This is a genomic window from Flavobacterium commune, from assembly GCF_001857965.1.
GTDB lineage: Bacteria > Bacteroidota > Bacteroidia > Flavobacteriales > Flavobacteriaceae > Flavobacterium > Flavobacterium commune.
Window position 1 is genome coordinate 715,145 of sequence record NZ_CP017774.1, and the last position, 19,448, is coordinate 734,592.

Sequence of the window (19,448 nt, forward strand, 5' to 3'; positions counted from 1 at the left end):
TTTTTGTTTTTTTTTATTTCGAAACAAAAATAACTATCGTAACTCACTTTCAACAAGTACTATTTAGTCATTTCTATAGATTATTCAGTCAATTTTTCAATCATTTTCTTCACATGTTTCATTCCCAGTACACTGTCAAATACCATTTGTATCACTCCGTTTTTATCCAATAAATAAGTAACCCTTCCCGGAAGCAAGCCTAAAAAAGCTGATGGAACCCCAAAAAGCTTTCGAAGAGCCTTATCTGAATCGGATAATAGTAAAAAAGGTAAGTTGTATTTTCGAATAAATTCCTGATGCGAATTAACATCATCCGAAGAAACCCCGATAATCTCAACACCCAAGTCAACAAATTCAGCATAATTATCCCGAAAACCACAAGCCTGAGCAGTACATTGCGGCGTATCATCTTTAGGATAGAAATAAATAATAACGGTTTTTTTACCAATTACTGAATCACTTTCAAAAATAGCACCACTAGCCTCTTTGGCTGTAAATTTTGGAACGGTATCACCTGTTTTCAGCGCCATTATTCTCCTTTGTAAGTTACAAAATTACGAGGCGTTTCATAAAGCACCACTTCTAAGTCAAATTGAGAGTCTATGCGTTTTCTGACTTTATTCCAAATTACCACTGCAATATTTTCGGCAGTTGGATTTAGATTTTCAAATTCAGCTACATCTAAATTCAAATTTTTATGATCAAAAGCATCTTCCACCTCTTCTTTGATAATAGCTGCCAAAATCTTAGCATCCATTACAAAACCAGTTTCAGGATCGATTGCACCGGTAACACTCACAATTAACTCATAATTATGTCCGTGAAAATTAGGATTATTACACTTACCAAAAACCGCATCATTTTTTTCAAAAGTCCAATCTTTTCGATACAAGCGATGCGCTGCATTAAAATGTGCTTTTCTACTTATTGTTACTCTCATAGTGCCACTTTACTTTTAAAGTTTATGCGCTTCTAAATAATGATAAAATTCGTCAAAAATAATTTTAAACCATACTGTGTAATCATCCGGATTGATCAAAATATCCTCTTTTACAGCATCAATCCCCATCCATTTCCAGGACTCCACTTCATCAGAATTAATCAACGGACTTTCATTATAATAACCAATCATTACATGATCTAACTCATGCTCAGTCAACCCATTGTCAAAAGGTGCTTTGTAAATAAAATGAAACAACTCTTTCAAATCTGTCTGAAACCCCATTTCCTCCATCAATCTTCTGTTTCCTGCTTCGAGATTCGTTTCACCTTCACGCTGATGACTACAACAGGTATTGGTCCATAAAAGCGGAGAATGGTATTTATGATGTGCTCGTTGTTGCAACATCAATTCATTCTTATCGTTCAATACAAAAACCGAAAAAGCCCGGTGCAATACCGCTTTTTCATGAGCTTCTAATTTTGGCATAAGCCCTATTTGCTCATCTTTTTCATTAACCAGTATTACGTTTTCTTCTGTCATATTTTTTTATAGCTAGACAAAAATACAAAAAAGATAAGGAAAGACTCCTGCTTTAACGTTCTGTTTCGAATTATATATCAAAAACTCAAAATTGGCATCAAACTCCAAAAAAAACACTAACTCAATTCCAAACAAACAGATGTATCATAAAAAACCAAACAACAAATTTATCCGTAAATAACAACATCAAACAACTCACAAATAGCTGTTAAAATGCAAACTAACTCATCTTAAATAGCCAATTTGAATTCTATCTTTGTAAAAGATTTTTTTAGTAAAAACAATACATCAATATCTAAAAATCATCACCAATGAAAACCAATCCATATATTAACCTGCTATTTATATTGCCTTTATTCATTGTTACGGCTTGTGGACAAACCAAAACATCTTCGGAATACCAAAAGCTACCAAACAAAATAAACAAACCCGGAAATCCTTATTATTCCAACACTGATACCACAAAACTAAAACTAAGTGATGCCGAGTGGAAAAAAATACTTCCTGACGAGGTTTACCAAGTGATGCGTCATGCCGAAACCGAAATCGCTTTTACAGGAAAATATTGGAATACCGAAGAAAAAGGAACTTATTATTGCGCTGCCTGCGGCAATCTGTTATTTCGCTCTACGGCTAAATTTTCAAGCAGTTGCGGCTGGCCCAGCTTTTTTGAACAAGAAAACAAAAAAAGTATTGTATTTAAAAATGACTTCTCCTACAATATGGAGCGTATCGAAGCACTTTGCAGCAGATGCGACGGTCATTTAGGACATCTTTTTGATGACGGCCCAGCTCCTACAGGAAAAAGATATTGCATGAATTCTATTGCTCTTGATTTTATCCCTGACAGCAAATAGGAATATATTAACCTCTGACAAAAAACGATATTATGAAAAAATCATTTCTAATAATTCTTTTCTTATCATTATGCATGACAGGACAAAATAATTCCCAAAAAAGCAATCTTAACCTGGAGACCATAACACTTGGCGGAGGTTGCTATTGGTGTATTGAAGCTATTTTCGAAAATTTAGTTGGAGTAAAAACAGTCGTTTCAGGTTTTTCAGGTGGAAAAATCGCCAATCCAAGCTATGAAGCAGTTTGCACAGGAAAAACAGGTCATGCCGAAGTAGTCCAAATTACTTTTGATAAAAATGCTACGAATTTAGACGAAATCCTAAAAGTCTTTTTTACCGTACACGATCCAACAACATTGAATCGTCAGGGTGCTGATGTAGGAACGCAATATCGTTCTGTAATTTTTTACAAAAATGAAGAACAAAGAAAAACAGCTCAGGAAATCATTAATGATTTAAACAAATCTAAAGCTTACAATAATCCTATTGTCACGATAGTAGAACCCTTCAAAAACTTTTACGAAGCCGAAGACAATCATCAGGATTATTACGAGTACAACAAAAACAAACCCTACTGTAGATTAGTAATCCAACCCAAAATGGAAAAATTTGAAAAGGTTTTTAAAGACCGATTGAAAAAGAAAAAATAAGACATAAACCTCGAATTAGCTTATAATTCGAGGTTTTTTATTTAAAGCTTCGCCAATCATCAAAGCACATTTTTCACCATCAATTGCCGCAGAAATAATTCCGCCCGCATAACCTGCCCCTTCTCCACATGGATACAAGCCTTTTATTTGCAAATGCTCTAATGTGATTCCGTCTCTCGGGATTCGCACCGGCGATGATGTTCTGGATTCCGGCGCGTGCAGAACGGCTTCGTTAGTCATATAACCACGCATGGATTTTCCAAATTCAGCAAATCCCTGACGCAAAATTTGGGTTAAAAAACCCGGAAAAACCTGTCCTAATTCAACAGAAGTTGTTCCCGGAACATAAGAGGTTTTAGGAATTGCTGCAGAAACTTTCGACTGCGTAAAATCAATCATTTTTTGAGCAGGTACTTTTTGGGTTCCGCCCGCCAAATGCCAGGCTTTTTGCTCAATACTTTTTTGGAATTCCATTCCTGCCAAAGCACCAAACTTAGCAAAAGGCTTAAAATCTTCTAATTTTAATTCGACCACAATCCCTGAATTGGCGGTAGCCTGATCTCTTTTAGAAGGAGACCAACCGTTAGTCACCACTTCGCCCGGACTTGTAGCGCAAGGAGCAATTACACCTCCCGGACACATACAAAAAGAATACATTCCTCTTCCTACTACCTGTTTCACAATACTGTAAGGTGCCGGCGGTAATAATTCACCACGGTAATCACAACTATACTGAATACTGTCTATTAACGATTGTGGATGTTCAGCCCGAACACCTAAAGCAAAAGGTTTTGCCTCTATAAATATTTTTTTTCTATCCAACAATTCAAAAATATCTCTGGCTGAATGTCCTGTCGCCAGAATTAATTTATTAGCCAGAATTCTGTCTCCATTTTGGGTTACGATTCCTTCTACCTCATTATTTTTTATCAGGATATCAGTTACCCGGGTTTCAAATAAAACCTGACCACCGCATTCTTTTATTTTCTCTCGAATATCTTCGATAATCTTTGGCAGTTTATTAGTTCCAATATGCGGATGTGCATCTACTAAAATATCCGGAGTAGCGCCAAAAGCAACCAACAATTCTAAAATTCGGTTGACATCACCTCTTTTCTTAGAACGGGTATATAATTTTCCATCAGAATAAGTTCCTGCTCCACCTTCACCAAAACAATAATTAGAATCTTCATCTACAATATGATCGCGATTGATAGCTTTCAAATCACGACGACGACCACGAACGTCTTTTCCACGCTCGACAACTATTGGTTTTAAACCCAATTCTATCAATTGCAAAGCTGCAAAAAGTCCTGCCGGACCGGCTCCTACAACAATAACTTCTTGGGCATTTGCTACATTAGGGTAATCAGGAAGCTGCAATACGTTTTCCTGAAAAGCTTCTCCTTTTAAATAAATAAGCACTTTTAAATTGATTTTTATCGCTTTTTGGCGCGCATCAATCGAACGTTTTAAAATACTAACATGCTGAATTTCCTTTGGAGCAACTTTTATTTGCTTTGACAAATAATCTTTAAGCAACAATTCGTTGGCAGCTATTTCCGGTGTTACCTGAAGTAAAAGTTCTTTGGGCATGGTATCTTATTTATGCTATTAGCTTCTCTTTTTATGAAATGAGCACGACCCTAAATTGGCTGTAATCACCAATAGCAGCTATGCGAATTACATATGTCCGATAAAAACAATAGATATCTACATATGAAAAGAAGTTGCAAAAATAACACTTTGAACCGAAATTAGTTCGTTAATATAAAATCCATTTTCAAAATAGACTTTGTACCTTTGCTTCTTTGAAACTTTGCACCTATAAAAATGTCTAGAAAAATAAAATTAATTTGGGATTTCCGTGGACCTGCTGCTGCAAAAACAGCTGAACATCACGAAATTCACCTAAAAGAATATATTGCCATTGAAAAACTGCCGTTAAACATCACCGGATTTGAAGTACAAGGCGAAATGCAAGCCATAGCCTTTATGGTTGTTACCGATGAAAATATGATTCAGGTACGTGATGCTTTAAAACCACATCGAGGGGAAATTTATCAGAATTAAGATTTCAGAAAGCAGTAGGCAAAAAAAAAAAAGATTTCAGATTAATTGTTTATAACATTAATCTGAAATCTAAATTCTAAAGTCTGCATTCTAAAATCTAGTTCGCTACTTCACTTATAAATTTAATTCGCATTAAACGCAATTCGTCGATATCATAATCTCCTTCAAATTCCTTTAAGGCTTCTTCTATTTTATCGGTTTTAGATTCCATAAAATAATCGTGAATTTCTTCCTGCTGATCTTCATCAAGCATATCGTCTATCCAATATTTTATATTCAGTTTTGTTCCAGCATATACAATTTGCTCCATTTCTTTAATCAAAGCATCCATTGTTAATCCTTTTGCCTTAGCAATATCATCTAAAGACAATTTTCTATCGATGTTTTGAATGATATATAATTTATTAGCTGAATTAGTTCCTGTAGATTTCACTACCAAATCATCAGGCCTGATAATATCGTTATCCTCAACATATCTATTGATTAACGCAATAAATTCAGCGCCATATTTCTTAGCCTTACCTTCTCCTACCCCGTGAATATTAATCAATTCCGCTTGAGAAATAGGATATTTCAAAGCCATATCTTCCAATGAAGGTTCTTGAAAAACCACAAACGGAGGCACTCCTAATTTTTTGGCTACTTTTTTACGCAAATCACGTAACATTTCCATCAAAGCCTCATCGGCCGTACCAGCAGATTTTGCAGCGGTTACAATTGCCTCATCTTCAGCATCACTGTATTCATGATCTTCAGACATCATAAACGAAGTAGGATTTGCGATAAAATCCAATCCTTTTTGGGTAATTTTTACAATCCCGTAAGTTTCAATATCCTTTGATAAAAAGCCTTCTACCAAAACCTGTCTCAACAATGCCATCCAGTACTTTTCGTCATGAGCCACACCACAACCAAAAAAAGATTGCGAATCGGTACGATGTGCCTTAATAACAGCATTTACGCGTCCTATCAACGTAAATACAATTTCTTTAGATTTATATAAATGTTTGGTATCACGAACAACTTCAAGCAATTTAACAACTTCGTTCTTAGCCTCAACCTTAGTTTTTGGATTTCTGACATTGTCATCCATATCGGCTCCTTCTCCAGTTTCACTGTCGAATTCCTCACCAAAATAATGCAGTAAAAATTTTCTTCTGGACATAGAAGTTTCGGCATAAGCTACCACTTCCTGTAATAAAGCGAAGCCAATTTCCTGCTCAGCTACCGGTTTTCCTGACATGAATTTTTCTAATTTCTCCACATCTTTATAAGAATAATAGGCTAAACAATGTCCTTCGCCTCCATCACGACCCGCGCGACCTGTTTCCTGATAATAGCTTTCTAAAGATTTAGGAATATCATGGTGAATTACAAAGCGTACATCGGGTTTATCAATTCCCATCCCAAAAGCAATGGTTGCAACCACAACCTCTACATCTTCCATCAAAAACATATCCTGATGTTTGGCTCGGGTTTTAGCATCCAATCCGGCGTGATATGGAACAGCACTAATACCATTCACTTTTAACACCTCAGCAATGGCCTCAACTTTTTTTCGGCTCAAACAGTAGATTACACCTGATTTTCCTTTATGTTGTTTGATAAATCGAATAATATCCGATTCTACGTTCTTTGTTTTGGTACGTACTTCGTAATACAAATTAGGTCTGTTAAACGAAGCTTTAAAAGTAACCGCATTAGACATTTCTAAATTCTTCAAAATATCTTCCTGCACCTTTGGAGTTGCTGTAGCAGTAAGTCCTATTACAGGTACATCGCCCAACTGTTTTATAATGTTTTTTAGATTTCTGTATTCCGGTCTAAAATCATGCCCCCATTCTGAGATACAATGTGCTTCATCAATAGCAACAAAAGAAATGGGTACACTTTTTAAGAAACTGACATTCTCTTCTTTGGTTAATGATTCCGGAGCAACATATAGCAATTTAGTCAATCCTGAAGTAATGTCTTTTTTAACCTGAGCGGTTTCTGTTTTAGTAAGCGAAGAATTTAAAACATGGGCGATACCATTTTCTGAAGACAAACTTCGTATAGCATCAACCTGATTTTTCATTAAAGCAATTAATGGAGAAACTACTACTGCAGTTCCTTCCTGTATTAAAGCAGGTAGTTGGTAACACAACGATTTCCCTCCACCTGTAGGCATTATCACAAATGTATTTTGCTTATTCATTAAGCTTGTAATCACTTGTTCTTGTAATCCCTTAAATTGACTAAAGCCAAAATATTTCTTTAATTCTTTATGGATATCAATTTCGTTTGAATTCATTCTTTATTATCTGGTATTTTGTATAAATTTGCATCACATAAAGATACAAATTTCTTTTACACACACAAATTTTAAACATTCTGTTTTGATATCCAAAGAAAATATATTGGCTATTGCCAAAAAGACTATATTGTCTGAAAGTGAAGCAATTATAAAACTCATTGACTACCTCGATGATAACTTTTCAAAAGCTGTAGAAATTATCTTTCAATCAAAAGGCCGGCTAGTCGTTACCGGGATTGGAAAAAGTGCCATCATTGGACAAAAAATGGTAGCTACCTTTAACTCAACAGGCACGCCATCTATGTTTCTTCACGCTGCCGAAGCAATCCACGGCGACTTAGGAATGATACAAAAAGAAGATGTGATTATTTGTATTTCCAAAAGCGGAAACAGCCCTGAAATAAAAGCCCTTATACCTTTATTAAAAAGAGATGGAAATCCATTGATAGGAATTAGCGGAAACAGCAGTTCTGCTCTTGCAAAAGGTTCCGATTGCGTTTTAAACACCACTGTAGATTCTGAAGCCTGCCCTATCAACTTAGCTCCTACCAACAGCACAACAGCACAATTAGTTATGGGAGACGCATTAGCCATTAGCTTAATGGAAATGCGCGATTTTAAAGCTGAAGATTTTGCTAAATACCATCCCGGAGGTGCTTTAGGAAAAAAACTATTATTAAAAGTAAAAGACTTGATTGAACACAATCAAAAACCGATTGTAAGTCCGAATACCCTTGTAAAGAAAGTTATTTTTGAAATTTCAGAAAAAAGACTTGGGGTTACAGCCGTTGTAGAAAACAACGAAGTAGTAGGAATCATCACCGATGGAGATATCCGCAGGATGCTGAACGACAGAGATACTTTTACCGATTTGACTGCCAAAGACATCATGACCAAAAACCCAAAGTCGATTCAATCGGAGACAATGGCAATTGATGCTTTGCAAATACTGGAAAACCACTCCATCACCCAACTTATCGTGATAGACAATAAAGAATACAAAGGTGTTTTACACCTACATGACATACTAAAAGAAGGAATCCTATAATGGCAAAAAAAAACGTAAACGAAATGTCGTTTCTTGATCATCTTGAAGATTTAAGATGGTTATTAGTTCGAAGCACTATTGCTGTAATTATTATGGCAATGGTAACCTACACCATTAGTGATTATTTATTTGACACGATCATTTTTGGCCCTACCAGACCTACTTTTTTCACCTATGTCTATTTTTGTGAACTCTCACACAGTCTGGGTTTTGCCGACAGCATCTGTATTACCGAAATGCCTTTTATTATTCAGAACACTCAAATGGAAGGACAGGTAAATGTATTTATATGGATTTGTATCCTTTTTGGATTCATCTTAAGTTTCCCATACATATTATGGGAAGTTTGGAAATTCATAAGTCCGGCACTTTATAAAAACGAAAAGAAGAACGCTAAAGTGTTTATCTTTTTCTCTTCGCTATTATTCTTTCTTGGAGTTATTTTTGGTTATTTTGTAGTAATCCCCATGTCAGTAAATTTTGTGGCAACCTTTACCGTCAGTCCTACTGTACTCAATCAGTTCACCTTAGATTCATACATTGGAATGGTAAAAACCTCAGTAATAGCCAGTGGATTATTTTTTGAATTGCCAATAATTATATATTTCTTAACCAAACTAGGACTGGTAACTCCTAATTTTTTAAGAACATACCGTAAATACGCCATTGTACTTGTACTAATTATAGCCGCCATTGTTACTCCTCCTGATGTGGTAAGTCAGACTATTGTAGCCATCCCGATGCTGATAATATACGAAGCAAGTATATTTCTTTCGGTCTTAGTAGCCAAAAAAGAAAAAAACAATTAATTGTTAATATAGCAAGTGATTCATTTGTGAATTCGTTTATTTGCAAATAAATCAATTATACCGATAGCCAAAAACGAAACAAAAGATGATTTTAAGAGCCGATAATTTAGTAAAAACATACAAAGGAAGAAGTGTGGTAAAAGGCATTTCGGTTGAAGTAAACCAAGGAGAAATCGTGGGTTTATTAGGGCCTAATGGAGCCGGAAAAACCACTTCTTTTTACATGATTGTTGGATTAGTAAAACCAAATGCCGGAAACATCTATCTTGATGATACCGATATCACCCATTTCCCAATGTACAAAAGAGCACAGCAGGGAATTGGTTATCTGGCACAGGAAGCTTCTGTTTTTAGAAAACTAAGTATCGAAGATAATATTTTGAGTGTTTTACAACTGACCAAGCTTTCAAAAGAAGCCCAAATTGCTAAAATGGAAAGCCTGATTGCCGAATTTAGTCTGGAACACATTCGTACTAACCGTGGTGATTTACTCTCCGGAGGCGAACGCCGTAGAACTGAAATTGCACGTTGCCTTGCTACGGATCCTAAATTTATCTTACTGGATGAACCTTTTGCCGGAGTTGACCCCGTAGCTGTTGAGGATATCCAAAGAATTGTAGCGCAATTAAAAAATAAAAATATCGGAATCTTAATTACCGATCATAACGTTCAGGAAACTTTAGCCATTACCGACAAAACCTATCTGATGTTTGAAGGAGGAATTCTAAAAGCCGGAAAACCGGAAGAATTAGTGGAAGACGAAATGGTACGTAGAGTGTATTTAGGACAAAATTTCGAATTAAGAAAGAAGAAATTAGAATTCTAGATTTCAGAAGGCAGAAAGCAGAACTTAGAAATCGAATGCAAATGAAAGAGGACGAAAAACCTAGTAAAGAAACCTTAGAAAAATGGTCTAAAGATCCGAACAATTGGATTTGGGGAATGTTTTATTACAATCCAAAAGACAAACGCATCTTTCCTCCCAAGAAAATTGAGTGGATGGGCTTTACAACTAATTTTGCAAATCCTAAATCAGTACTTACTTTAATTGGGATGATGTTATTCTTTGCTTTAATGGTATTACTAATCCAAAAAACAAAATAATCATTCTTTTGTAATAAATCGTAGTTGCTCTATATCTCCATTAAAGATATTGACATCTACATTGCCGTTTATACCGGAAACGGAAGCTTTTTCAGTAAACTGCCAAAAGAGCCAGTCTTCGTCTAATTTTTCCCGGTAAAAATTATAGTTGGCAATCCAAAACAAGTAATCGGAGAATTCTTCTTTTAGGAAATCATCATAATAACGCTCTCCCGTGTAAATAATCGGTTTTACTTTGTAATGTTCCTCAACAGCATTCAACCAACGCTTCAAACCTATTTTCAAGCGTTCCATCGATTGATTTTCCGGTAGTTTTTCTATATCCAAAACAGGAGGTAAATCGCCTTTTTGCAAGCGAACGGTTTTTATAAAAAGTTCGGCTTGCTCCAATGAATTTTCATTAGGACGATAATAATGATAAGCCCCTCGGATAATATTATTTTCTTTGGCTCCCTGCCAATTTTCCCTGAATCTTTTATCTAGCCGATTGTTCCCAACAGTAGCGCGGACAAAAACAAAAGACAACTCATAATCATTATCCAAAGTACGCACGGCATCCCAGTCAATTTCATCCTGATATTCCGAAACATCAATTCCTATGGCTTTCGATTCATTTTTTTCTAAAACCTGAAAGTTCCGCACATCCGAAAGTCGTTTTTCACGGGCTTCATTGTCCAAAACCTTATCGGTTTTAAAACTAAAATAATAAGCCAAACCATTTCGATAATGATAAATAATTCCAAAAAACAGCAAAACAGTCACTGCAACAACAGCTAACTTAATGAGTTTTTTTCGAAAAACTGAAGTCTTCTTTTTTGATTTTCCGGAAGTGGTTCGGCGTCGATTATTTTGTTTTGCCATCCAATGAAAATCTATTGTTCAAAATTGATAATAATACATAAGCAATGATTACCAATGGGACTCCGGCATACTGAAAAAATACCAACAACAAAACCGACAATGTCAGAAAACCAATTTGAAGCAAATTATCTTTTAATGTGAATTTCTTGATTTTTAAAGCAAACAAAGGAATTTCGGCATTTAAAATATAAGCACTAAAAGCAGTAATCAATAGCAAAACCCATTGACTAGTGAGCATTTCGAATGCCGCGAAAGAATCGGAATATTTGATTACCAAAGGCAAACTCAACATAAACAAAGAATTAGCCGGTGTAGGTAAACCAATAAAAGAATCGGTTTGACGGGTATCAATATTAAAAAACGCCAAACGATAACAAGATCCCAACGTAATGATAAATCCCAAGAAAGGAATATAAGGACAAGTCGAAATTTCGTGCTGACTGTTTACTAACAAATAATACATTACATAACCCGGTACTACGCCGCTGGTAACCATATCGGCTAAGGAGTCCAATTGCAGACCTAATTCACCCGTAACTTTAAATAAACGGGCAAAAAAACCATCAAAAAAGTCAAAGAAAATCCCTAAAAACACAAAGAAAAAAGCCATTTCAAAATCCTGATTACTCACAAAAACCATGGCAATACAACCACAAAAAAGATTTAGTAACGTAATGGCGTTAGGAATATGCTTTTTAATATTCATTTTTGATTTGTTTTTAAGAATAGTTCACAAATTTAATACAATAGCATTTGTAAATTCAAATTAGTCGAATAAAAATTGGGATAAAGGACAATGATAAATAACAACAGCTCATCAAAAAATGATACTTTTGAAAAAAATTAGCAAAAGACTCTCAGTATGGTGAATATTTTTCTTTCTAAAAAAACAGTATTTCTTGTATTCCTTTTAAGTTTTTTTAATGCTGTTTGTGCAAAAAGCATTCAATTATCCAAAGAAGCTTCGGTAAGCGTAATCACTTGTGGCGTTGGAAACGAATCTTATTCTCTTTTTGGACATACTGCTATTCGAATTAAAGATGCGGTTAATTTTGTAGATGCTGTTTATAATTATGGTGCCTTTGACTTCAATACGCCTAATTTTGTTCCAAAATTTGCCAAAGGAGACCTTCAATATTTTGCTGTAGTCAATCGTTACAGTGATTTTATCAATCAATACAGCTATGAAAACCGTTCGGTTGATGAGCAGGAACTCCAAATTCCACTTACACTCAAACAACAACTTTTTGAAAATCTAAATAACTCATTGGCATCAGGAGGTAGTCATTATACCTATAAATTTATTGATAAAAACTGTACTTCGATGGTAGTGGACATTATCAATAAAACTTTAGGAGAAACCGTAATTACTAAAAAAACAGATACCGAACTGACTTACAGAAGTATTTTGTATCCTTATTTTGACCATCATTTTTATGAAAAATTAGGAACCAGCATTATTTTTGGCAGCAAAGTAGATGCAATGGGGACAAAATTATTCCTGCCTTTAGAATTGCAAAAAAGCTTAAAGCTGATTCAATATAAAAACCAGGCTTTAGCTCCTAAGAACCAAACTCTTTTACACTTTGAGGAATCTCATCCAAGCTCCTGGTGGAATAATATTTATTCGTATCTAATTGCATTGGGTCTATTAGTTATTTGGAACAAAAAAAGAGTGCATTATGTTTATTTTGCCACAATGGGACTGCTGGGTTTGTTCTTTCTGTTTATGGGATTTTATTCCAATCATTTGGAATTAGCCAATAATTACAATGTTCTATTATTCAATCCAACATTGTTAATATTATGCTTTTTTTACGCTACAAAAAACAGAGCATGGACTTATAAATTAAGCTTATTCAACCTTTGTTTGTCATTGATTTATTTAGTTGTTCTAATCAACAAAGCCCATTTACTAATTGTTCTGCCTTTGTTACTAACTTCTGCCTATTTTTTAATACAATTGGCACTAAAAAACAAGAAACCAATACCAATCATTATTTAACCTGTATTACGTATTGGAACACAGATTAAACGGATTCTTTAATTATTTTTAAGCATAAAATCTGCGGTAATCTGCATAATCTGCGGGACAAAAAAACAAAAAATCCTAATGCGGATTCTGGGTTTAAAAAATTATGACTGTCCGCTAAGCAGACCAAATGAAAAATAGGCCACAATCCCGATAGCTATCGGGACGGATTGAAGAGATAAAAACGGATTTTTTAAGCTTTTTATAAATTACAATTTGCGAAAATCCGTTAAAATCAGTTTCACCTGTGTGCCATTCTCAATAATTGGTATGAGAAACAGATAGTCATATAAAAAATTATTGTCCTCTATAAAACAATACTGTTGTAATTGTTTTTAATGCAATATTAAAATCGAGATAAAAGCTCCTGTGTTTGATATAATACAAGTCGTACTGCAATTTTATCAAACTGTCTTCGATAGTTTCTCCATACGAATAATTTACCTGCGCCCAACCGGTAAGTCCCGGTTTTATGATGTGGCGGGTTTCATAAAAAGGCATTATGGAAGCAATTTCTTTTACAAAAAATGGTCTTTCCGGGCGTGGGCCTATCACTGCCATTTCGCCTTTTAGAATATTTAAAAATTGAGGAAATTCGTCCATTCTGGTTTTTCGCATAAATCTTCCAAAAGCGGTTACTCTAGTATCATTAACTGTAGCAAAAACAGCCTTAGCTGATTCGGAATTTTCAATCATGGTACGAAATTTCAGAATATTAAAAACAACACCATCTTTGCCTACACGCTCCTGAGTGTAAAACAAACTTCCCTTATTGGCTATTGTATTCATTAAAAAGATAAAAGGAATCAACAACACGGCAACAAACAAACCTACAAGGGAAACTAAAACCTCCAGTATTCTAACAATCAACAAGTACAAACGGTTTTGATTACTTCGGCTAAAAGGGAAAAAACGATAAAAATCACGCTCTACATACTGCACCGGAATGCGTTGTGTTTTTTCTTCATACACCTGCGAATATTCTCTGATTACTTTTCCCGACTCTAACAATTTCAACAACTGCTGGTACAATTCAGTAGTAATACTATCCGGTTTTTGAGTTCCAATTACAATTTCGGTAATGTAATTTTCTTTTACAAAGTCAATTAAATCTCCGGGATTAATACATTTTACAGGCAACAATTTATCTTCTGCTGATTCATTAGACTCGCAATGGCTTACATAAGCAATTATTTTATAATGTGGATCAATATCTTCCAAACCTGAAATAAGATCATTTAATTGCTCCTTATCACAAACTAATAAGGCTGTTTGATGAAAACGTTTGGATGCTAAAAAACGCACATAAAACACTCTCCACAAAATCAGAGAAAAGAAAACAACAAAGAGAAAAGTGACTATCTGAAGTCGGTTTGAAGGCAAAACGGGTGAATATACCGGCGTTAAAAAATAAGCCAAAACCGTTGTAGTAACCGTAAGAATCGTACTTTTTATAATTGAAAACTCATTACTTGCCACCTGAAGATTATAGAGTTCAAAAATGGTACCTATAATTTTAAGATAAGTAATTAAAACAACCAGATTAACCCAATTCAAAACCGATGATTTTAAGTACTCTAACTCAAAAAAAAGGCCTACTGTGTATAAAGCCACAACCACGCTAAACACATCTACAAGATGCAAAAGCATTTTTCTTTCGGATATTTCAAAATGGATTCTGTCTTTTGACATATACTTTTTACTTATGTTGGCAAGATACTCTGTTCCGTTAAAAAAAGCAATATAAAGGAATTAAATCACAGGACGAACACATCAGTTTCAGGAATAAAAAACCAACCACAAACCTGTCTGCCGACAAGCAGGTTACACAAATTCGAATATTATAATATTCCTCGAATCTACCCAGAGCAGATAAAATTTGAGCAAATTAGTGTAATTCGTGGCAAAAATAAAACTCATTCGTATTCCCTTAATTAAAGCTAAGATCATAAACTCTTTTAACTTTAAAAATAATACTCTTTAAAAAGCCATAATTTCAGTTAAAAACCATGAATCTAATTATACCATTTAGAAATATAGAGCGGTCTAATTGTTTTTTGTCAAATCGAGCGCAGTCGAGATTCAATAGTAGTTCTCGACTGCGCTCGAACTGACAATTAAGAACATTTATATTTCTAAATGGTATTATTCCTTTGCTTTTTGAATGGGGCTAAACTGCACATGCAACAAAGCCAATGCGTAAAGAAAAGCAGGTGCCGCTGTTCGCATGGCGGCATGATTAATGGTTAGAAGCCAAAATATATAGAATGAGAAAAAATAAACATTTTGATAATTAATTAAAAAAAGAATTAGGGGAGTAATCAAAAGGATGATTAAGATAAACACCCCAAACATACCGTGTTCTGATAACAATCGGGTTATTTCATTATGGGAAGCCACCTCTTGTCCCAGCATTTGTTCCCGATACGATTTTCCTAAACCTATACCAACTCCCAAAATTGGGTTTTCTTTAAAAAGCTCCAATTCGGTATTCATTACCTGTTCCCGACCTCCCAAACGGTCTTCTTTTACTCGTCCTGCTGCATCCTGATTAGAATATCGTTTACTAATCAATCCACTGGTTTGAACAACACTATAACTCCAGATTCCCAAAGCCATAATTCCGCTGAGTACAATAATCCACTTTAACTTTCTTTTTCCGGATGAATTACTGAATAAATAAGACGCCAAAAGTACCAAAACAATCATTGCAAAACCTGTAATTACTCCCCCTCTTGAAAAAGTAACAATAGCCCGATAACTCGTAAACACAAAGAGAAAAGCATTTAAACCCATAATAATTACAGATTTAGACATAAAAACCAATTGGCAGAAAAAAACAAACATCCCTAAGCCCAGAATAGTAGATACCTGATTAGGACCAAAACCTCCGGAAGTGGCAAAATTAGACTGAGTTCCCGTTACCACATCGCGAACACTTGGATTGTACAACAACAAATAAACTAAAGTAGCTATGATAGGTAAACCAAAAAGTACTACCACATTTTGTAACTGAACATAAAGCAACCGCCTTTGATAACAATACAAGGCGCACAATCCCAAACATATTGGTCCGGAAATATTAAAGGTAATGGCTTTTCTTATTTCTAAATTAATCTCCTGATTGCTCATGGTTATTAAAACAGCAGGAATTAAAAACAAAAAATAGAACCAATATGCAAAACTACTTTTAGAAAAACCACTTAAAACAAAACCCAACAACATCAAAAAAGAAACCACCACTTTGACATATTCATTATTCAAATTCCCTCCTGTCATTCGCAAAAAAACCTCAGCACCTACTATATAAGCAGCAACATACAAGACTTCGTTGTTTTTATTATTGTTTTTAATAACATAATAAAAGCCAAAAACCGCAATTGCTAATGCGTAGATTTTAGACAAAAAAGGAATGAAAAAAATAATGACCGCTATTCCAACATGAAGCAGCGCCAGATTGATATAATTGATTTCCGATTTATTCATTTATGGTTGTTCTTATCCAATGGATGTATTTTTTTATACTTGAAGCTTCCGAAAAATGCTCCACTACAGTCTGATGCAGGTTTTCTGAAAAACGCTCCCGAAGTATTCTATCATCAATTAATTCAACTAATCGATTATAAAACAGCACCCTATCATTTGGTGGTACTAAAAACCCATTTTTAGTATCTGCAATAACAGCTGCCACCTGCCCTACCTGAGTGACAACAACTGCTTTTTGATGCAATCCGTATTCTAAAAGTGCTACCGGCAATCCTTCCGAATTAGAGGTTAAAACTCCTATTTGAACTTGTGCTAAAATTGCAGCAACATCCGAACCGGAATCATATACAAAAACGTGATTTTCTAATTGTTTTCTTTTCAGTTCTTCTTTCAATGCTTTCGAATAGTCGTCCTTAAAATCTTTACCCAATAAATGAAAACTCCAATCGGGATGTGACTCTCTTAAGCTGGAAGCAACATCCAATAACAAAAAATGATTTTTTTGCTGCCGCAAATTAGCTAAACAGACAATACGTTTTCCTGATTCTCCTTTTAAAAAAGTTTGCCTTTCAACCACACTTTCGACCATTGCGAAATTAGGCAAATAAATCACATTCTTAAAATGCAATTGGGTCTTTGACCAGCTTTGAAGGTTCTCATTTACGGCTATTATTCCGCTAAAAAACCATCTGCCTATTTGTAAAAAAAAGTGAGGTCTCTTTTCTAAAAAAGCACTGTTTCCATAATGATCGTGCCAAATAATTTTAATTTTTGGCAGAGTCAATTTGACTAATACCGCTAAAAAAAAGGACGAACTATGTGCCTGAATAATTTGTATTTGATGTTGAATAATGTAATTTCTAAGTTGAAAAACTGCCTTACAATCGAGTGTGCTTTTTTTATTTAAAAATAAATAAGCTGCTTTTTCAAGCAATTGTTTTTTCAGACTTCCTTCCTTACGAGTCGCTACTAAAGCTGAAAATTCAATTTCAGCCGCAAGTGCATTGGCATAATTCACCGCCATGCGTTCTGCACCACCGGCTTCCAGGGAATCTATGAGTTGTAAGATTCTCATCCTTGTATTAATTTTTGAATTTCATTTTCAAAACGTTCTAAAGTATAATTCCTGGACCAATTGAGTGCAACTTTGCTTTTGTCTTGAAAATCCTTCGGATGATTTATCAATGCTATAATTTTTGCTACATCTTTGGCTAAATCCATTTGTAACAAAATCCCTCTATTACCTTCGTCTAGCATATAGGGAACACAGGAAACCGCAGTTGCTATTGGTACACAAGCCCAAAACATCCCTTCGGCAATTGCTTTTGGCCAACCTTCACTTTTAGAAGGCAAAATCACAAAATGACTTTCCTGATAGGCTTTTTTTAGTACTTGCTGATTTTGATTGCCGTGTAAAAACACATATTCTTTCAAATTATTAACTTCAATATATTTCTCTAAAACTGTTTTAAGTATCCCTTCTCCATAAATATCTAAAACTACATTTTGATTCGTTTGAAGTATTTGTTCTACTAATCGAATCGCATATATTGGATTTTTTCCTTCCACCAAAGTCCCTACAAATAGTAGTCTTATTTTTTCTTGCTGATTTATTGTTTTGGAAATCGCTGCTTCTTCTTGCTCTGAATAAGTCGCTGTAAAAAAAGGTTTCAGGTTTTTAGACTGGTTTTCCCAATTGCCATAGACTAAGACTTGCATATTCCGAGTCAAAAAAGGATTATTCAAAATCCATTTCTGTAACCGATAACTCCATGGTTGTTTGCTTTTAGGATCCCAATTTCCGGCATATTTGGCTGTTTTTGTTTTAGATGGAAAAAATATTTGCACTATACAAGCCAATAATCCTATATTCCCGGGACAACGAAGATGGATATGATCAGCCTGTTGCATAGCTTTAAAAATAGTGGATCTATTTTTCAATACTTTCCTAATAGAAGAAAAAGCCGATCTTATTGTTTTGACACTAAATTCTTCAAGAGTTATAGTTGTTAAAGTAGAAAAATTAATCTGAGAAACTAATAAGTTCTTATGTTCTTCCCATACTGGACAGCAAAATTGAATTTCATCAGTATGCTTAGCCCATATTTGCATTTCTTTTTCATAAGGAGTATACATGAATAATTTTCCTTTTAGCTGAACAATTGGCGCTGATGAAAACACTATTAATCTCATAAGTTAAATATATTCTTTAGATCCTTTTGAAGAAATCTTAACTGCAGGAACTCCTGATACTATACTACTAGATTCAACATCTTTTATCACTAATGAGCAAGCACTTACTAAAACATCATCACCAATACAAATATTTCCTGCAACAACACTATTAGCTCCCAAATAAACATTATTTCCTATTTTAGGCACTCCTCTATTTTCATTTAATCCTGAAACTCCAATTGTAACTCCTTGTGAAACATTACAATTATTACCAATAACCGCTTTTGCATTAATAATGATACCTCCAAAATGACCAATATAAAAAGAATGTCCAATTTTAGCAGAAGAAGGAATAGAAATCCCTGTTAGTATTTCTATTATTTTTTGCCATACTAGACATACAACTTGAAATAATTGTTTTAAAACCGGAATTTTTAATTGATAAACAAAATTTGCTATTCGATATTGAAATATAGCCCAAAACCCTTGAGTAAAAAAAAGTATCGAAACAAAATTCCCACCATACTTTTTATATTTTTTATAATCAGAATACAATAATTGAAACAAATTCATA

At 34.5% G+C, this 19,448-nt stretch carries 20 protein-coding genes; 8 read left to right on the forward strand and 12 right to left on the reverse strand.

What is annotated here, in order from left to right; genetic code table 11:
- Positions 1-80 precede the first annotated feature (80 nt).
- From BIW12_RS02965 to idi, 3 genes are read right to left on the reverse strand one after another with little or no spacing between them, the layout of a single operon-like run.
- A complete protein-coding gene (locus tag BIW12_RS02965; protein WP_071183743.1) occupies positions 81-530 on the reverse strand; it encodes a peroxiredoxin in 450 nt (149 codons plus the stop codon).
- Positions 530-940 (reverse strand): 6-pyruvoyl trahydropterin synthase family protein, encoded by a 411-nt coding sequence (locus BIW12_RS02970; protein ID WP_071183744.1) that lies wholly within the window; start codon positions 938-940, stop codon positions 530-532. Before BIW12_RS02970 ends, BIW12_RS02965 begins: the two co-directional genes overlap by 1 nt.
- A gap of 15 nt (positions 941-955) precedes the next feature.
- Positions 956-1,483, reverse strand: coding sequence for an isopentenyl-diphosphate Delta-isomerase (gene idi / locus BIW12_RS02975; RefSeq protein WP_071183745.1), 528 nt, complete (start codon positions 1,481-1,483; stop codon positions 956-958).
- A 311-nt stretch (positions 1,484-1,794) separates the two neighbouring features.
- Here idi and msrB point away from each other — a divergent pair, with 311 nt between their 5' ends.
- Both msrB and msrA read left to right on the forward strand, forming a co-directional pair.
- Positions 1,795-2,340, forward strand: a complete 546-nt coding sequence (gene msrB, locus BIW12_RS02980; RefSeq protein WP_071183746.1) for a peptide-methionine (R)-S-oxide reductase MsrB — start codon at positions 1,795-1,797, stop codon at positions 2,338-2,340.
- A 32-nt stretch (positions 2,341-2,372) separates the two neighbouring features.
- Positions 2,373-2,990, forward strand: a complete 618-nt coding sequence (gene msrA, locus BIW12_RS02985) for a peptide-methionine (S)-S-oxide reductase MsrA (protein WP_071183747.1) — start codon at positions 2,373-2,375, stop codon at positions 2,988-2,990.
- Between the two features lie 15 nt (positions 2,991-3,005).
- Here the strand turns inward: msrA and BIW12_RS02990 are convergent, their stop codons facing one another.
- Positions 3,006-4,586, reverse strand: a complete 1,581-nt coding sequence (locus BIW12_RS02990) for an NAD(P)/FAD-dependent oxidoreductase (protein WP_071183748.1) — start codon at positions 4,584-4,586, stop codon at positions 3,006-3,008.
- A gap of 237 nt (positions 4,587-4,823) precedes the next feature.
- Between BIW12_RS02990 and BIW12_RS02995 the strand changes: the two genes are divergently transcribed.
- Positions 4,824-5,063 (forward strand): hypothetical protein, encoded by a 240-nt coding sequence (locus BIW12_RS02995; RefSeq protein WP_071183749.1) that lies wholly within the window; start codon positions 4,824-4,826, stop codon positions 5,061-5,063.
- Between the two features lie 97 nt (positions 5,064-5,160).
- Here BIW12_RS02995 and BIW12_RS03000 read toward each other — a convergent pair whose 3' ends face one another.
- Positions 5,161-7,356 carry an ATP-dependent DNA helicase RecQ gene (locus tag BIW12_RS03000; RefSeq protein ID WP_071183750.1) on the reverse strand — a complete coding sequence of 732 codons (2,196 nt, stop codon included), beginning with the start codon at positions 7,354-7,356 and terminating at the stop codon, positions 5,161-5,163.
- 85 nt (positions 7,357-7,441) lie between these two features.
- Here BIW12_RS03000 and BIW12_RS03005 point away from each other — a divergent pair, with 85 nt between their 5' ends.
- The 4 genes from BIW12_RS03005 to BIW12_RS03020 all read left to right on the forward strand — a co-directional run bounded on the left by BIW12_RS03005 (position 7,442) and on the right by BIW12_RS03020 (position 10,320).
- Positions 7,442-8,407 (forward strand): KpsF/GutQ family sugar-phosphate isomerase, encoded by a 966-nt coding sequence (locus BIW12_RS03005; RefSeq protein WP_071186099.1) that lies wholly within the window; start codon positions 7,442-7,444, stop codon positions 8,405-8,407.
- Positions 8,407-9,216: a twin-arginine translocase subunit TatC gene (tatC, locus tag BIW12_RS03010; RefSeq protein ID WP_071183751.1), complete on the forward strand. Its 810-nt coding sequence runs from the start codon at positions 8,407-8,409 to the stop codon at positions 9,214-9,216. Before BIW12_RS03005 ends, tatC begins: the two co-directional genes overlap by 1 nt.
- An 85-nt stretch (positions 9,217-9,301) precedes the next feature.
- Positions 9,302-10,042 (forward strand): LPS export ABC transporter ATP-binding protein, encoded by a 741-nt coding sequence (gene lptB / locus BIW12_RS03015; RefSeq protein ID WP_071183752.1) that lies wholly within the window; start codon positions 9,302-9,304, stop codon positions 10,040-10,042.
- A 41-nt stretch (positions 10,043-10,083) separates the two neighbouring features.
- On the forward strand, positions 10,084-10,320 hold the full coding sequence (locus BIW12_RS03020) for a DUF5808 domain-containing protein (protein WP_071186101.1): 237 nt from the start codon (positions 10,084-10,086) through the stop codon (positions 10,318-10,320).
- On the opposite strand, the gene BIW12_RS03025 is transcribed toward BIW12_RS03020, so the two are convergent.
- Together BIW12_RS03025 and BIW12_RS03030 are read right to left on the reverse strand one after the other, a co-directional pair.
- Complete coding sequence (locus tag BIW12_RS03025; protein WP_071183753.1) at positions 10,321-11,181, reverse strand: glycoside hydrolase family 25 protein; 861 nt, start codon at positions 11,179-11,181, stop codon at positions 10,321-10,323.
- On the reverse strand, positions 11,165-11,887 hold the full coding sequence (locus BIW12_RS03030; RefSeq protein ID WP_071183754.1) for a CDP-alcohol phosphatidyltransferase family protein: 723 nt from the start codon (positions 11,885-11,887) through the stop codon (positions 11,165-11,167). Before BIW12_RS03030 ends, BIW12_RS03025 begins: the two co-directional genes overlap by 17 nt.
- 156 nt (positions 11,888-12,043) lie before the next feature.
- On the opposite strand from BIW12_RS03030, the gene BIW12_RS03035 reads away from it, so the two are divergent.
- The gene (locus BIW12_RS03035; RefSeq protein ID WP_071183755.1) at positions 12,044-13,186 is read left to right on the forward strand and encodes a lipoprotein N-acyltransferase Lnb domain-containing protein; all 1,143 of its coding nucleotides are present in this window, start codon (positions 12,044-12,046) and stop codon (positions 13,184-13,186) included.
- A 324-nt stretch (positions 13,187-13,510) separates the two neighbouring features.
- On the opposite strand, the gene BIW12_RS03040 is transcribed toward BIW12_RS03035, so the two are convergent.
- The 5 genes from BIW12_RS03040 to BIW12_RS03060 all read right to left on the reverse strand — a co-directional run bounded on the left by BIW12_RS03040 (position 13,511) and on the right by BIW12_RS03060 (position 19,447).
- On the reverse strand, positions 13,511-14,905 hold the full coding sequence (locus BIW12_RS03040) for an exopolysaccharide biosynthesis polyprenyl glycosylphosphotransferase (RefSeq protein WP_232227133.1): 1,395 nt from the start codon (positions 14,903-14,905) through the stop codon (positions 13,511-13,513).
- Between the two features lie 453 nt (positions 14,906-15,358).
- A complete protein-coding gene (locus tag BIW12_RS03045; protein WP_071183756.1) occupies positions 15,359-16,699 on the reverse strand; it encodes an O-antigen ligase family protein in 1,341 nt (446 codons plus the stop codon).
- On the reverse strand, positions 16,692-17,774 hold the full coding sequence (locus BIW12_RS03050) for a glycosyltransferase family 4 protein (protein WP_071183757.1): 1,083 nt from the start codon (positions 17,772-17,774) through the stop codon (positions 16,692-16,694). The genes BIW12_RS03045 and BIW12_RS03050 overlap by 8 nt, the downstream gene beginning before the upstream one ends.
- Positions 17,771-18,892, reverse strand: coding sequence for a glycosyltransferase family 4 protein (locus BIW12_RS03055; RefSeq protein ID WP_071183758.1), 1,122 nt, complete (start codon positions 18,890-18,892; stop codon positions 17,771-17,773). Before BIW12_RS03055 ends, BIW12_RS03050 begins: the two co-directional genes overlap by 4 nt.
- Before the next feature lie 3 nt (positions 18,893-18,895).
- Complete coding sequence (locus BIW12_RS03060; RefSeq protein ID WP_071183759.1) at positions 18,896-19,447, reverse strand: serine O-acetyltransferase; 552 nt, start codon at positions 19,445-19,447, stop codon at positions 18,896-18,898.
- Position 19,448: the final 1 nt, after the last annotated feature.

Coding starts and splice junctions, on each gene's coding strand:
- BIW12_RS02965 (WP_071183743.1), bottom strand. CDS start 530: ATGGCGCTGAAAACAGGTGATACCGTTCCAAAATTTACAGCCAAAGAG.
- BIW12_RS02970 (WP_071183744.1), bottom strand. CDS start 940: ATGAGAGTAACAATAAGTAGAAAAGCACATTTTAATGCAGCGCATCGC.
- idi (WP_071183745.1), bottom strand. CDS start 1,483: ATGACAGAAGAAAACGTAATACTGGTTAATGAAAAAGATGAGCAAATA.
- msrB (WP_071183746.1), top strand. CDS start 1,795: ATGAAAACCAATCCATATATTAACCTGCTATTTATATTGCCTTTATTC.
- msrA (WP_071183747.1), top strand. CDS start 2,373: ATGAAAAAATCATTTCTAATAATTCTTTTCTTATCATTATGCATGACA.
- BIW12_RS02990 (WP_071183748.1), bottom strand. CDS start 4,586: ATGCCCAAAGAACTTTTACTTCAGGTAACACCGGAAATAGCTGCCAAC.
- BIW12_RS02995 (WP_071183749.1), top strand. CDS start 4,824: ATGTCTAGAAAAATAAAATTAATTTGGGATTTCCGTGGACCTGCTGCT.
- BIW12_RS03000 (WP_071183750.1), bottom strand. CDS start 7,356: ATGAATTCAAACGAAATTGATATCCATAAAGAATTAAAGAAATATTTT.
- tatC (WP_071183751.1), top strand. CDS start 8,407: ATGGCAAAAAAAAACGTAAACGAAATGTCGTTTCTTGATCATCTTGAA.
- lptB (WP_071183752.1), top strand. CDS start 9,302: ATGATTTTAAGAGCCGATAATTTAGTAAAAACATACAAAGGAAGAAGT.
- BIW12_RS03020 (WP_071186101.1), top strand. CDS start 10,084: ATGAAAGAGGACGAAAAACCTAGTAAAGAAACCTTAGAAAAATGGTCT.
- BIW12_RS03025 (WP_071183753.1), bottom strand. CDS start 11,181: ATGGCAAAACAAAATAATCGACGCCGAACCACTTCCGGAAAATCAAAA.
- BIW12_RS03030 (WP_071183754.1), bottom strand. CDS start 11,887: ATGAATATTAAAAAGCATATTCCTAACGCCATTACGTTACTAAATCTT.
- BIW12_RS03035 (WP_071183755.1), top strand. CDS start 12,044: ATGGTGAATATTTTTCTTTCTAAAAAAACAGTATTTCTTGTATTCCTT.
- BIW12_RS03040 (WP_232227133.1), bottom strand. CDS start 14,905: ATGTCAAAAGACAGAATCCATTTTGAAATATCCGAAAGAAAAATGCTT.
- BIW12_RS03045 (WP_071183756.1), bottom strand. CDS start 16,699: ATGAATAAATCGGAAATCAATTATATCAATCTGGCGCTGCTTCATGTT.
- BIW12_RS03050 (WP_071183757.1), bottom strand. CDS start 17,774: ATGAGAATCTTACAACTCATAGATTCCCTGGAAGCCGGTGGTGCAGAA.
- BIW12_RS03055 (WP_071183758.1), bottom strand. CDS start 18,892: ATGAGATTAATAGTGTTTTCATCAGCGCCAATTGTTCAGCTAAAAGGA.
- BIW12_RS03060 (WP_071183759.1), bottom strand. CDS start 19,447: ATGAATTTGTTTCAATTATTGTATTCTGATTATAAAAAATATAAAAAG.